The 13,985-nt window shown below is 53.5% G+C and carries 10 protein-coding genes and 3 pseudogenes; 5 read left to right on the top strand and 8 right to left on the bottom strand.

The window, feature by feature from the left end:
* Nucleotides 1-23 precede the first annotated feature (23 nt).
* A complete protein-coding gene (locus AB656_RS05365; RefSeq protein ID WP_033503977.1) occupies nt 24-1,268 on the top strand; it encodes a glycoside hydrolase family 1 protein in 1,245 nt (414 codons plus the stop codon).
* A gap of 98 nt (nt 1,269-1,366) precedes the next feature.
* On the opposite strand, the gene AB656_RS08105 is transcribed toward AB656_RS05365, so the two are convergent.
* The 3 genes and pseudogenes from AB656_RS08105 to AB656_RS05355 all read right to left on the bottom strand — a co-directional run bounded on the left by AB656_RS08105 (nt 1,367) and on the right by AB656_RS05355 (nt 2,836).
* Nucleotides 1,367-1,729: a 3-hydroxyacyl-CoA dehydrogenase family protein gene (locus AB656_RS08105; RefSeq protein ID WP_236681926.1), complete on the bottom strand. Its 363-nt coding sequence runs from the start codon at nt 1,727-1,729 to the stop codon at nt 1,367-1,369.
* 39 nt (nt 1,730-1,768) lie between these two features.
* Nucleotides 1,769-2,224 (bottom strand): annotated as a pseudogene (locus AB656_RS08100) (3-hydroxyacyl-CoA dehydrogenase NAD-binding domain-containing protein); the annotation flags it as partial.
* A gap of 217 nt (nt 2,225-2,441) precedes the next feature.
* Nucleotides 2,442-2,836, bottom strand: a pseudogene (locus AB656_RS05355) (VOC family protein).
* Between the two features lie 449 nt (nt 2,837-3,285).
* On the opposite strand from AB656_RS05355, the pseudogene AB656_RS05350 reads away from it, so the two are divergent.
* From AB656_RS05350 to AB656_RS05340, 3 genes and pseudogenes are all read left to right on the top strand, one after another.
* Nucleotides 3,286-4,623: pseudogene (locus AB656_RS05350) on the top strand (chorismate-binding protein); the annotation flags it as partial.
* Nucleotides 4,622-4,897, top strand: coding sequence for a chorismate-binding protein (locus AB656_RS08140; protein ID WP_051905393.1), 276 nt, complete (start codon nt 4,622-4,624; stop codon nt 4,895-4,897). The pseudogene AB656_RS05350 and the gene AB656_RS08140, both read left to right, overlap by 2 nt.
* Before the next feature lie 71 nt (nt 4,898-4,968).
* Nucleotides 4,969-5,547 carry an anthranilate synthase component II gene (locus AB656_RS05340; protein ID WP_033503979.1) on the top strand — a complete coding sequence of 193 codons (579 nt, stop codon included), beginning with the start codon at nt 4,969-4,971 and terminating at the stop codon, nt 5,545-5,547.
* A 12-nt stretch (nt 5,548-5,559) separates the two neighbouring features.
* Here AB656_RS05340 and AB656_RS05335 read toward each other — a convergent pair whose 3' ends face one another.
* Nucleotides 5,560-5,958 carry a carboxymuconolactone decarboxylase family protein gene (locus tag AB656_RS05335; protein WP_033503980.1) on the bottom strand — a complete coding sequence of 133 codons (399 nt, stop codon included), beginning with the start codon at nt 5,956-5,958 and terminating at the stop codon, nt 5,560-5,562.
* Between the two features lie 80 nt (nt 5,959-6,038).
* On the opposite strand from AB656_RS05335, the gene AB656_RS05330 reads away from it, so the two are divergent.
* A complete protein-coding gene (locus tag AB656_RS05330) occupies nt 6,039-6,395 on the top strand; it encodes a MerR family transcriptional regulator (protein WP_033503981.1) in 357 nt (118 codons plus the stop codon).
* 324 nt (nt 6,396-6,719) lie between these two features.
* On the opposite strand, the gene AB656_RS05325 is transcribed toward AB656_RS05330, so the two are convergent.
* From AB656_RS05325 to AB656_RS05315, 4 genes are all read right to left on the bottom strand, one after another.
* Nucleotides 6,720-7,091 (bottom strand): type I restriction endonuclease subunit R, EcoR124 family, encoded by a 372-nt coding sequence (locus AB656_RS05325; RefSeq protein WP_269078547.1) that lies wholly within the window; start codon nt 7,089-7,091, stop codon nt 6,720-6,722.
* Between the two features lie 591 nt (nt 7,092-7,682).
* A complete protein-coding gene (locus tag AB656_RS05320; protein WP_033503984.1) occupies nt 7,683-10,676 on the bottom strand; it encodes a type I restriction endonuclease subunit R in 2,994 nt (997 codons plus the stop codon).
* Between the two features lie 2 nt (nt 10,677-10,678).
* A complete protein-coding gene (locus AB656_RS07680) occupies nt 10,679-11,944 on the bottom strand; it encodes a restriction endonuclease subunit S (protein ID WP_081924917.1) in 1,266 nt (421 codons plus the stop codon).
* Complete coding sequence (locus AB656_RS05315; protein WP_033504034.1) at nt 11,944-13,950, bottom strand: type I restriction-modification system subunit M; 2,007 nt, start codon at nt 13,948-13,950, stop codon at nt 11,944-11,946. Before AB656_RS05315 ends, AB656_RS07680 begins: the two co-directional genes overlap by 1 nt.
* Nucleotides 13,951-13,985: the final 35 nt, after the last annotated feature.

Below are 13,985 nucleotides of genomic sequence, written 5' to 3'. Positions count from 1 at the left end.
ACCAAACAAAAAGGAGCAATCACATGACAGCAATTCTGCCCGATCATTTTCTGTGGGGTGCCTCGACCGCTGGGCACCAGGTGGATGGCGGCGATACCGCAGCCGATACCACCTTCCTGGAGGGCGTGACCCCTAGCGTCTTCAAAGAGCCTGCCGGCAAGGCCTGCAACAGTTGGGAGCGTTGGGAGGATGACCTCGACCTGGTCAAGGGGATGGGCCTGAATTCCTACCGCTTCTCCGTGGAGTGGGCCCGGATCGAGCCCGAAGAGGGGAAGATCGACCAGTCCGCCCTGGACCACTACGACCGGATGGTTGACGGCTGCCTGGAGCGGGGCATTGACCCGGCCATAACCCTGTGCCACTTCACCCTTCCCAGCTGGTTTGCGGCCAAGGGCGGCTGGCTGAACCATGATGCCCCCTCCATGTTCGCTGACGAGTGCGTACGTGTGTTGGATCGTATCGGTGATCGTGCCGTCCTTGCCGTCACCTTCAATGAGCCGGACCTGCCCCGTATCCTCGACAATGGCAGTCTGCCCCAGGAGGCGGTCGACCTGCAGCGTGCCTGCATCGATGCAGCCACCAAGAAGGCCGGCGTTGCGCGGTATCGTTCCGGTAACGTCGTCATTCCCGAAGAGGTCACCCAGCTGGAGTATGGCTTCATTCGCGCACACCGCACAGCCGTTCAAGCGGTGCGTTCCGTCTGCCCGACCCTACCCGTGGGCCTCTCCCTGGCAGTCATCGACGAGAGTTACTCGACCGAAAGGGGCAAGGAGCTGGCCCTGGACAAGCGTGAGTCCTGCTATGGACCCTGGCCTGCAGCAGTACAGGGTGACGACTTCGTGGGTGTGCAGAACTACGAACGTGAGGTCTTCGATGACAATGGGCCGATTCCGGCTCAGCCCGGCGAGGATGTGAATGAGAGCGGCTCCCCACTTCATCCCGAGTCGCTGGCCAACTCCGTGACCTACATCCATCATCTGACCGGTCTTCCCGTTGTCGTGACCGAGCATGGCGTCTCCACCCCGGATGACGACCTGCGCTGCCGCTTCATCAAGGCTTCGATTCCGCCCCTGGTCGAGCTGGTCCGTGACAATGTGCCCGTACTCGGATACTTCCACTGGTCGCTCATGGATAACTACGAGTGGATCAGCGCCTTCGACGTTCACTTCGGGCTGTGCTCGGTTGAGCGCGAGAACGGCACCTATGACCGCAAGCCCAAGGGAAGCGCCGCGGTCTACCGCGACATCGTGGCCTCCACTGTCCTCTGACGGCCGTTAGGACTCGCGAAAAACCAATGTCGAGTTCCATAGATTTCCCGTGAGAAGCCTGTGGAACTCGACGTATAGGTAGAGCAGCCTGATGACTCTCAGGCTTTCAGGAAGTCGGGGTTCTCGAACTCGGGATTCGGATACTGGTAGAAGCCCTGGCCTGTCTCGATGCCAACCTTATTCGCGTCGATTATCTTTTGGATTTTGTCCAGGAACGGCTTGAAATCAGGGCTGCTGCCCTGCTGTTCCGTTGTGATATTCAAAGCGGTGCGCAGCCCAACCGTATCGAAGATGCCGAAGGGGCCGGTGGAGGCTCCGGTGGTGATCATCCAGGTCCTGTCGATGGTCTCCGGGTCGGCGATGTCGTGGCCCCAGAGGTAACCTGCCACGTTCAGAAGCGGAATCAGCAGGGTGCTGAGAACGTAACAGGGTTGCTCCTTCTTGAGGATGATTGGAACCATGCCGATTTCCTTGGCGCATTCGACGACCGTCTGGAAGACCTGGGGGTCGGTCTGGTCGGTGCCCATGATTTCCGCGGTGTTGTAGAGCCAGACCTTGTTGGCGAAGCGGAGGTTGAGGAACTTGTCTGGTCTGCCGGTGTCCGGCGCGAAGACGATGGGCGCATAGGTCGATGAATTGCTGGCGAAGATGGTCCCTACTGGCGTCAGTTTGGCGAGGTTCTGGTAGAAGTGATGCTTGATGGTCAGTTACTCCGGAACGGCTTCGATGACGAGGTCAGCATCTTTGACGGCTTCGGCCATATCAGCTGTGTAGTTCAGATTCTTCAGACCGGCATCGAACTGTTCGTCGGTGGCATTGGCGTCGTGCTTATAGGCATCCCACCTGGCCCCGATGCGCTTCTCCGCTGCTGCAACGGCGTCGTCATTGATCTCGTAAACGGTAACTTTCTTGCCCTTGAAGGCTGATTGGAAGGTGATCTGGCTCCCCGGCAACACCACCGCCGGCCACTGTGACTTTCGCAATGTTCGTTATGAGGAATCTTTTTCTTGGTTGGTACCCCCCGTTGGGTACACCAACAATGATAGTGGTATTCCAGATTCGAATAATCGTCGCGTTAAGTTGGAAATCCGCTGTTTTTCAGTCTTTTGAGAGTATTGCAGGCGATTATGCGTAGCATTTACCACGCACCGACACGGCTGATCGCGGTCGGGTTCAGAGAATCTGGCAGAATTCGATTGTTTCCCTGTTGGACTCGAAGATGTTGAAGTAGCGGATGCCCTTGTTCCAGAAAGCGGGAATGGACTGGATGCCATCCTCCTTGATCTCCAGTCCCAACTCCTGGGCGTTCCGGTAGGCGGCCTCGATATCCGTGGCATCCAAGGCCAGGTGGTTGATGGCTCCCGTGATCATGGGAGCCTCCTCCCCTCCCGGGTTTCAATGGTCAGATGCCCGTACCGCAGGAAGGCGCATCGGTTTTTTCCTTTGGGAAAGATGCCGGCCACCTCGAAGCCGAGCTTCCGAGTGTAGAAAGCGATGGTCTCATCCAGATTCCGGGCGATTATGCCCGAGTGCTGGAGGTCTGTGGTGAATGCGGACATGGGTTGCATGGGTTCTTCTTTGTATATGCGCACGTGTTGCGCGGAAGCCTGATGCTTTTCAGGATACTGCTATGCGGCCAGATTGGAAGTGCTCGGACAGGGTTAAGTCCGCATGGTGGATGTCGATTGTGTGGAGGCATCCGCATGCTCTAGCATGGTGCCCATGAAGAAAGCGACATCACGGCAGGTCTGGTTGCCCAAGGGTGTCTTTTTCTATGTCGATGCTTGATGGCGTTGATGCTTCCGGCCTGAAGGGCCAGAACCGATTCGGTTCTTCTTCTGATTCGCATATCCGTCTCATTTTTGAGGCTCCCTTTTCTTATCAGCTGCGGGCATGACCTAACGGATGATTCATCCCCTGGAACGCCGTATAGCTGGCTTGGTCTGGGTACGTTCGGCACCGGGTGAAGGTCCATTCCCGTTTTCGAACCGCAGCATCCGACAAAGGAAGTATCGGTATGACCATCAACGCATCCATGGAATCCCGTCGGTTCGCCAGCGACCTTGACGCCCTGGCCATCTACAGGCGTCTGCGAACCAGGTACCGGGAGGACCAGCTCTTCCTCCTGGAGTCCCTGAGCGGCCCAGACCCGGACCGGAACCGTCCCGTGATCGGATTCGAGCCAATCCTGACCCTGAGCGTGACGGACCATGTCATGACCATCGACCCCCTGGGCAATGGTCAGCTGACCAGCGTCCTGGAGCCCTTTGGACAGATTGAGCAGGGGGTGATTCGCCACCCGGTCCCGGACATCCAGGAGATCTTCGCGGTGCTGAGGCGGATCGAGTCCTCCTTCGTCATCAGCGGTGGCCATGCAGGGCCTTTCGGGATGGGCTGGTTCGGCTGCTTCGGGTATGACACCATCTTCATGATTGAGGACCTGGAGGAGCGCATACCCAGGGATGCCGCCCTGCCTGTCATCTCGCTGACCCTCTACCGGGGGATCATCAACCTGGATCTGAAGGCCGGCGGGCATTCCGCCACCGTGATTCACCTGGAAGACGACTCTGATGAGCGAGGCGGACGGGAGAGCGCCTGCAATGGTCAGCAGGACGATGGCCGCGCCACGGAGGGTGAAATGGATGGCCGCAATGCTGTGGAAGCGTGCGACGGATTCGACGCGCAGACCGGCAGGGAGGATTCCGGTCGCGAATCCGATCTGCTTGAGGATGTACTGGGGTTGCTCCAATCCGATGCGCTCGCTGAAGAAGTTGCAGGCTCGCATGATTTCGAGCACGCAGGGGTTGCCGATTTTGGTTTGACCGGTCACGCGAATTCGGATGGGATTGGGCCGGACTATCCATACAGTGCCCATGACACGATTGATCGTGACCGCTTTTATCGGTGGTTCGCCAAGGGCAAGGAGCATATAGCCCAGGGCGATGTGTATCAGCTTCAACTTGGGCATGAGATCCAGGTGGATTCCCGGATTCCGCCCTTCCAGGGCTACCGGTGCCTGCGGCACCAGGACCCGTCGCCCTATATGTATTACTTCGTGACCCCACAGGGTGTGCATGTCATCGGTGCCAGTCCCGAGCTTTTCATCGGACTGACCCCTGACGGCGACATCACCTTGCGGCCCATCGCCGGGACGGTCGGCAATCCTGGTGAGGGGGAGGCGCGCCAGGCGGCCATCAGACAGCTGACCGGAGACCCCAAGGAGCGGGCCTAACGCCTGATGCTGGTGGACCTGGGCCGGAACGATGTGGCCAGGTGCTGCACCCTGGAGTCCCTGAAGTTCGACCGGTTGATGACCACCGAAGTCTACTCCCACGTCATTCATATGGTTTCGGATGTGGTCGTTCGAATCCGGCCCGGCCTGGACAAGTACGACGTTTTTCGCGGCCGCCTTCCCGGCCGGCACCATGACCGGAACCCCCAAGGTCCGTGCGGTGGAGATTACCGAGGAGACCGAGGTCAGCTCCCGCGGGCTCTACGCCGGTTCGGTAGGCTTCCTGGGCTTCGACGGGATGGTCCTGACCGCCCTCTGCATACGGACAGCCTCCTATCCACTCGAGCAGCTACCACCTGCGTGCCTCGGCCGGGATTGTCGAGGATTCGCAGCCTGAGAGCGAATGGCAGGAGACCATGAAGAAGATGAGTTCGGCCTACCTGGCCATCAGTGGAAAGGAGTTGGCCCATGAACGCCTTGCTGATTGACGCCTTCGACAGTTTCGTCTATGTGGTCAAGAACTATGTGGACCTGCTGGGCGTGGATACGACCATCGTTCGGGTCAACCGCCTGGATGGGGTGGATCCGCTTGCCTACGATGCGGTGATTCTGGGTCCCGGTCCGGGCCGCCCCGAGGACTGCGGTTACCTGGAGGTCCTGGAGCGGGTGGCGGGCCGGAAGCCTGTATTCGGCATCTGCCTGGGCATGCAGGCCATCGTCCGGTATGCCGGTGCCGACGTGGTCAGGGCCTCCAGCCGTCAGCACGGCAAGGTGAGTCTGATCAGGAACGACGGGAAGGGTTGCTTCACGGGGCTGCCCGATACCTTCGAGGTGACCCGCTACCGCTCCCCGGTCGCCGATGAGGCTTCGTCCGAAGCCGCATCCGATCTGGAGGTGAGCGCCCGCTCCCTCCTGGACGGGTACGTTATGGGACTGCGGAACACCCGTGTCCCCATGGAGGGCGTGCAGTTCCGCCCCGAGAGCATCGGGAGCCAATACGGACACCAACTGATCGGCAACTTCTTCGACCAGTACTGTAGCCGGTGACCGGGGTCGCCGTCAGCTTTGGGTGGGTGCGTCACCGGCCTCTTGATTCCGGAAGACTTCCCTGGCAACGTTGACGGCGTTGATGACCCTGGGGAAACCTACATAGGGAGCCGTCTGGAGAACGGCCTGAACCACCTCCGACTTGGTGAGGCCCACATGCAGGGCAGCGGCTATATGCACCCTGAGCTGGGGAGTGGTATCTCCCTGGGTCACCAGGCTGCCCAAGGTGACCAGTTCCCGCTGCCGTGCGTCCAGGGTCGGGTCGGCATACACGTCGCCAAAGGCGAACTCGACGATCCACTTGCCCAGGTCGGGCGCAATGTCCTGCAGGGATTCGACAACCGCCTGACCGCCCTCTCCATCGATCGATGCCAGTATCCTTGAACCTCGCTCGAATCGTGACTCCGCCATAGCCTGCTCCTTTTCGGTAGAAGATTGAATGATTCTGAGCGTAAAGTATGAACCATGGTTCAGGGCAAGTGGAGGTGAACATGAGAATCGGGCAGGTATCGGAAAGAGTGGGGCTTCCCATATCCACGTTTCGATATTACGAACGGAGGGGAATCATCCGGCCCGGGCGCTCGCCGGAGTGGTATCGGGACTACATGGAGCAGGACCTGGCGTGGATAGCCTTCGTCCAGAGATTGCTGGCGACCGGTATGCCCCTGGCCCAGGTTCAGGAGTATGCCCGACTCAGGCATGAGGGCGACTCAACCGTTCCGCAGCGTCTGGAAATGCTCTACAAGCATCGTGGCGCACTTGAGGCCAGGATGAAGGAATTGCAGGAGCAGATGGGCTTCCTGGATCAGAAGATACAGGTGTATCTCGGCATGTTGGAGAAGCAGTGAAACACTCGGTTTGAAGATTATGCCCGAGGAAGGCCTGGTCCAAGATCATCTGGGTATTGGGCAAGGCGACGATTGATTACAGCTATTCGGTATCGAGCAATATTGGAGGGTTGCCCGTATGCGGGCCTGAATCGTGAGTTGGACATGATAGGTGACCGAAGAGGCATCAGTCGATTTTTATTCCCCATGGTTTGAGCGCTTGTGCAGTGTTATGAATGACCGAATCCCGATTTCCCTCAAGGCAACAGTGGTATGACGGTGTGTTCAAAATCAGTGCGCAGCCGTTCCAGGCCTGTCTCGCGGAATCTACCGCGTTTGAAAAGACTAGTCCTGGTTTTCCCCTAATCCTCTGAATCGTCCGAAGAATCTGGATAGTTTGTCGATTACCTGTTGCTTCTTTTCGCCATGACCGCCTTGAGAGATGAACCTGGACACAGGTGGAAGAATGGTGGTGATCGCCGTGCCGCTGGTCTGCAATAATCCATCGCGGAATGCCTCGTCCATGAACCGTTCAGTCGGCTGGAGTTTGAGTCCTTCCTCTCTGATGATGGTCTGTAATTCCTCATCGCGTCTATGGTCGATGAACTCCCGCCATTGGTCATCCACGGTCCCCTTCATCGAAACTGTGTCGACGAAATCGTCGATCAGGTCCTTCTTGTTGCGCAGGGAGGGGCTTGCCGAGACAGCCTTATTGATCTCGGTGCCTACGAAGTCATTGAAGCTGTTGAGGATGTCTGCAGCCTGAGAGTGTTCACGAAGAGGTAGATAAAGTACTTCTGCTCCTGTTCTTCTAAAAGTGGTTGACCAATAGAGGGGATAGGGATCAAATAGTCTAGTAACTTTGCCTACTTACCCCTTATAACACTTGAACAGTTTGATTATGCTGAATGGCAGGGGCTTCCATTCCCTCATTGCCCTCAACGTTTGCTTCGTCACAAGATTGAGATGTCAGTATTCTTCTCGTCTCACTGATTGGCAGGCTAGGAGAGATATTACCGATGCTAGGCGTGGAGTACTTTCAGAGTCCGCTGTTTTAACGTGTCCGTTCTTGAGATTGGGGGGGGGGTCTCATAGAGCTCAAGTGAAGCATTCCTCGGAATCCTTCACTTTGGTTAAGCGAGCATTGAGTTTTGGTCTATTTATGCTGTGATAACTCTAATTCGCTTGCTTCCCGCCTGCTTCGGCGGGTCTCAATTCTCTTCTCAGAATCGTTCTTTGGCCGTAGGCGTCTTTTTGCCTTCAGCAACCGTGCTATACGAGTTTACGGGCTCTTGGGAACACCGGTATTTAGTCGGTTTGCCTTTCTACTTGTGGAACGTTGTCCGGCGCTTCGAGTGGTTTGCCTTGCTTGTTGTATGTCTGGTTGAACACCATGTTGGTCAACCATTTCTTGAATGATGAATTGTCTTGGAACTGCTTAAACAATTCCATGTTGTCTGACATGATAGAAAAGATGACATTCTGTAGGGCACGTTCGCTTTCGGTCCGGGCCTCTTGCTCATCTGAATTTCGCATGGCGTTCTGGTACTTCTTGTCTCGCGATACCATGGTCGGAATCTGAAGGATCTGTCTTTGCGCGTTGTCTGCGTCATTCCACTGGATGTTTCCGAACAGGTCGTTGAATTCAGAGATAATCTCCGATAGCGGATCCAACTCCGGTTCGGTGATATGACCCACTATCCCGGCGGGAACCGGGTCTATTTCCGCGTCCTCGTCCTCAAGCTTGATATCTACCGCCCCCTGCGCTTCATTGCGATAGCTGTCCAGGTCAATTGCGGACAGAATTCCTTCTGATAGGTCGCCCTCGCACGGTGACGGAAGCTTCGGAATCAGGAGGTTCAGGAAAATGGACCGCCTCTCCCACTCCACGTTCCCATAAGGGAGAATGGAACCAAGGAATCCGTAAGTGCGCACAAATGACTTTGCCGCGCTCTTGAACTCAATCTGATCATCCACTTCCAGCTCGTTGTATACGGAGACACATGGGTCAAGCAGCGGGTCAAGCCGATCCCGCTCAGCGCCGTTAAGGAACAGGTCAACAACGTGTTCCACGTCATCACTGTCGTATACCTGATAGCTTTCTATGACATTTATCAGATCGTGAAGCTTGTCCGGGTTCGTTTCGCTGGAAAGGATGGTAGTCCGGTAGAACTTCGAGAACGCTTCCTCGATCGTCGCTGTCTTGTTGGCAAAATCCAGCACATAGACTTCATCCTTGCCTGGGCACGCTCTGTTCAACCTGGACAAGGTTTGTACAGCTGCTATATCGTAGAGCGGCTTGTCCACGTACATCGTCTGGAGCAATGGCTCGTCGAATCCCGTCTGGAACATGTCCGCGACAACAAGAAGCCTATAGGGATCCTTCTTGAACTCCTCTGGTATCTTCATGTTAGAGAATCCGTTCATTTCAGAAGATGTCAGAGCGGGCTCCTGCCCGTTGTACTTGCATTCTCCGGAGAATGCAATGATTGCTTTGTATGGGCTGTGACGCTCAGCCAGACTTTTGTTGATAGAGTAATAGGTCTCTATGCAACGGGGAATGCTGGCGGTCACAACCATAGCGCGTGATTTCCCGTTGAGCTTTTTCTTGGCGATGATCTGCTCGTGGAAATGATCCACCATCATGGCGGCCTTCTTGGTGATGACATCCGGATTGCCTTCTACGAAGGAACGGAGCTTCTTCCGAGCGCGTTTCTTGTCGAACATCGGATCGTCCTCGACCTTCTTAGCGATCTTGTACCAGCTGTCGACGGTCGTGTAGTTCTTCAGAACGTCAAGAATGAAGCCTTCCTGGATCGCCTGCTTCATCGTATAGACGTGGAAGGGCCTGTGTTTGATAGCGCCGTCCTCTTCGTATGGGCTGCCGAAAACTTCCTCTGTCTTATTCTTTGGCGTGGCTGTGAAGGCAAAGTAGCTCGCGGTCTTCACAAGTTTTCGCCCCTCGACAATGGCATTGATCTTGTCTTCGTTGTCCACTGTACTGTCAGAAGCCATGCCCGAAAGCGCGAGATTCATATTCGCGGCGTTTCGGCCACTCTGGCCGGAATGCGCTTCATCAATGATGATGGCGAACTTGTTGTTGATGTGATCCTGCCCAATTTCCTGCGAGATGAATGGGAACTTCTCAACTGTAGTGATGATGATTCGCCTGCCATCTTCAATCGCCTTCTTTAGGCCGCCGGAATGCTCCGCCCACACAACGGTGTTCTTTACCTGCATGAACTGATTAATCGTGTCGCGAATCTGCTTGTCGAGGATCTTGCGATCAGTAACGACGATGACCGAGTCGATCATCGGATGACCATTCTGCTCTAGTCCAATCAGCTGGTAGGCAAGCCATGCAATGGAGTTCGATTTACCGGAACCCGCGCTGTGCTGGATGAGATACCGCTTGCCGACGCCGTTCTCTTTCACATCTGCCAGCAGCTTCTCCACGCAATCCAATTGATGGTAGCGCGGCCATATCTGCTTCTCGGTTTTCTTCTTCGTGTCATGGTCCTCATCGTCCACTACCTGCGCATAGTTTTCGATGATGCGCGAGAGTTTACATTTGGTCAGGATGTCCTTCCAAAGGTAGTCCGTCATGATGCCGTCCGGATTCGGTGGATTGCCTGCTCCGTCATTGTAGCCCTTGTTGAAAGGCAGGAACCAGCTGTCCTTGCCTGACAGTTTGGTGCAGAACATGATCGTCTGGTCATCAACAGCGAGATGTACCATGCATCGCTTGAAAGAGAAGAGGATATCTCTGGGATTTCGATCTTCCTTGTACTGCTCCACTGCATCTGATGTCGTTTGCCCGGTGAAATGGTTCTTGAGCTCAATCGTGATGATCGGCAGGCCATTGATAAAAATACACAGATCCAGAGCAAGTTTGGTAGCATCCGAAGAGTATCTGAGTTGTCGTATTACGCTGAAACTATTCTTCTGGAACAGCTCCTCAGCCGTCCCATTGTTCTCGCTCGGTGTCAGGTAGAACAGCTCAATGTGGTTCGCAGGGTACATCTCCATGCCATTGCGCAGCACTTTGATAATGCCTTGCTTGGTGATTTCTCTGGAGAGACGGTTGAGGAACAGCCTCTTTTTCTGGTCACTATTGTTCACACCCAGCATTTCCATCTTCTTTGGCTGTGTGTCATTCAGAAAGCGGAAAAGACGCGTCTCGTCGAGAGCATACTCGTTACTGTAGTCGCCATTCGTCCCTTGCTCATAGCCATTCTGGCCCACGAGCCAGTTCACAATAATCGTCTCAAAGCCTTCTTCAGTTTTATCTGTAAAGGCCATGATTACGCCTCCTGATCAATAGCGTTATTGTTTTCATCAGTATTTCCGTTCTTGATGATATCGTCAGCATGTTCATATTCGGGAACAGTGATATCACGGATATCGATTTTTCCTGTGACGACATCGGTAATGATCTTATTTTGAAGCTCTTCTAATGTTTCTTCTTCTTTTAATACCAATGGGCGCATTTTTATATATGAACGTATCAGTTTACAAAATCTCGAAATTGCCTCTGTGTTATGTACTATCGGAATTTCGACTCTGAGCAACTCATTTATGTTCAGAGGGCGATTTCTGCCTGCTGAACCGTGCGAGCATATTTGCAAATCTGCCAGTCCTTTTTGAGATATAAAATATCCAAATAGGTATTCCACCGGAACATCAGTACTTTGACTTTTCAATAGATAATATCGATGTGAAGCTAGTCCTTGCTCATCCTTATCGTCAGTGACAAAAACCGCATCTTCCCATGCAAATTGTCCACTGATCATCAACCGGTTTCTATAGATGTGTTGAAACTTAGAATCACCCATGTCAGAGCCCTTAACTGGTTTGCGTAAGAAGATTCCCCTTCCGCGGTTATACATACCAGCTTTCTGATAATAATCATTTGGGTCAATTTCCATAAAATCGTTATCAAGCGATACCACTCGCTTCAACCGCACTTTCTCAGTTGACTCAGCAATAAGAGAAGCAAACGCAGTTTTGATTAATTCCGTAAGTAAGTGCAACGAATTTCTTTTAGACAATATTATTTTCCGGATCTCCGAAACCTTCCAGTCGAGAAATCGCACGATCTGGTCCTGTTCCGCGTGGGAAGGAACAGGGACAGATATATTCCTTAATTCGTTGTAAGAAAGAGTCAGTCGAATGCCTGTCCCCATTCCATGGAGCATCTTTTTGGAATCCATAGCTTTGAAGTAATAACAATAGTATGTGGGATTAACTTCCGAAGTTCTTGCCCTCAGGCTGATGTATGCAGAAGTGATAATGCCATTTTCTTTCACAATCGCGACCCGCTGAGAGGCAAAATCGTAATTCAGGTTCAAACAATTGATAATGATGTCACCGGTATTAACTTTTGTATACTTGGAATAAGTGTCCACGAGTGAAGCATTAATCTTATATTCTGGTTTTTCTTCTATCGATCCATAGACGAATTTTAGTGCAGTCTTCCTTGAAAAGTCAGTGTTCTTTTCTTTCTGCTCTTGAAACAGTAATCCAAGCCTTTGAGAAGACCATCTGTCCGTATGGGCGAATGGTGTCATCACTTCAGCCCCTTTATGATCTCGTCAATTACACCGTCCGATTCCTTTTCCAGTTCAGCAAGAGAAGCGAGGATGTCTTTCATGTCACGCAGCTTTACCGGCTCGTAAAAATACTTCGTGAAGCTTATTTCGTAGCCGATCTTTGTCTTGCTCTTGTCTACATAGGCATCTGGAGCATAGGGTTTGACTTCTTTATCGATGAAGGCCTCGATGCCGCCCTCATAGTTGAACGGAATAATCTCAGAGTCGCGGAGTTCCTGATCGGATTCCCCTTCTACCTCTTTCGCTCTGGGGTCCGTTTCCGTGATATATGGGCGGATCTTCTTCAGCTGCGTTTTCTTAAGCTCTGTTGCGTCAGCAAAGGTATCCCAATCATCATGTGGTGTACTTACAGGAACACCTGATATAGCTTTCCTGATAGTGTCCAAATCAGCTTGTTTCTTGAAGGCGTTTTCCGGAATCTCTCTCTCCGGGAATACTCGGAGGCGTAGAGGCCGCTCAACTGTCACGTTCCAGTAGCCAAACTCACTGTTGTCGAAGATTTTACTGATGTTGCTTTCTTCCATGTCGAGAAAAATGCGGACGATTTCCTTGCGGATCTCTGGTGTAAACTCGCAGTTCTTGTTGCCCATGTTCTTGCGCAACGAGGATTTCATGTTTGTTGCGTCGATAAGCTGGATCTTTCCCCTGCGGCGGTCGTCTTTCTTGTTGGAAAGAACCCAGATATATGTACCGATGCCGGTGTTGTAGAACATGTTGTCCGGTAATGCGATGATTGCTTCGACGAGGTCGTGCTCAATCATGTACCGACGGGCGTTGCTCTCACCGCTCCCGGCGCCACCGGTGAACAGGGACGAGCCGTTATGGACTTCGATGATGCGGCTGCCGAGTTCTGTGTCCGTTTTCATCTTTGACACGTTATTCAATAGGAAGAGGAGCTGCCCGTCGCTTGTGCGCGGAATCATCTTCAGTTCTTCGCCATCCGAAAGATATGCGTCGAAGCGGGTGTCGAGGATCTCGTTCTTTCCACCCATCTTGTCAGCATCCGTTTTCCAACTCTTCCCATAGGGAGGATTGGAGAGCATGAAGTCAAACTGCCGTGAAGGATTCCCATCGAACGACAGTGTTGATCCATAGATAATGTGCTCGGCTTCCTCACCGTCGCCTTTCAGGAGCATATCCGCCTTGCAGATTGCATATGTCTCCGGGTTGACCTCCTGCCCGAACAGGTGGATCGAGACGTTCTTGCCGCGATTGCCCGCGAGCGTCAGGAGCCGTGACTGCGCTACCGTGAGCATTCCACCTGTGCCGCATGCCCCGTCATAGCAAGAATAGGTAGCGTCCTTGATCTTATTCTTGACCGGATAGAATGCCAAATCGGCCATGAGTTCGACGACGTCACGCGGGGTCCAGTGTTCGCCCGCTTCCTCGTTGTTCTCTTCATTGAAACGGCGGATGAGTTCCTCAAAGATGGTTCCCATGCCATGGTTATCGAGCCCAGGGAGCTTGACGATCTTCTTCTCCGCGTCCTTATAGATTGGATTCGGACTGAGATTGATATCTGCTGAGGTGAACTTGTTGATGACCGCGCCGAGGATGTCCGCGTCGACCATCGTTCTGATCTGGTCGCGGAACTTGAACTTGTCGAGAATCTCTTGAACATTCGGGGAGAACCCGTCCAGGTATGCCTTGAAGTCCGCTTCGAGTGTCTGCTTCTTTCCCCGACTTGTGAGGTCCTTTAGCAGGAATGGAGATGCGTTACAGAATGCCTGCCCGGCTTCATTGCACAGTGCGGGCCACTGATTGTCGATCTTCGCGGCGTCCAGTTGTTTCTTCCTTTCAAGCACCGCTGGTTTCGTTTCCTTGAGCATTGCGTCAAGGCGACGGATGACTGTCATCGGGAGGATGACATCACGGTATTTGCCGCGAACGTACACATCGCGAAGGCAATCATCCGCGATTCCCCATATGAAGCTGACTATTGAGTTGTACTCCTGATTGTCCATTAAGTCTCTCCGCACCCGCTGTACAGTTGCAACGG

The organism is Bifidobacterium actinocoloniiforme DSM 22766, assembly GCF_001263395.1.
Classification (GTDB): domain Bacteria; phylum Actinomycetota; class Actinomycetes; order Actinomycetales; family Bifidobacteriaceae; genus Bombiscardovia; species Bombiscardovia actinocoloniiformis.
This window is presented reverse-complemented; position numbering and strand designations above follow the sequence as displayed.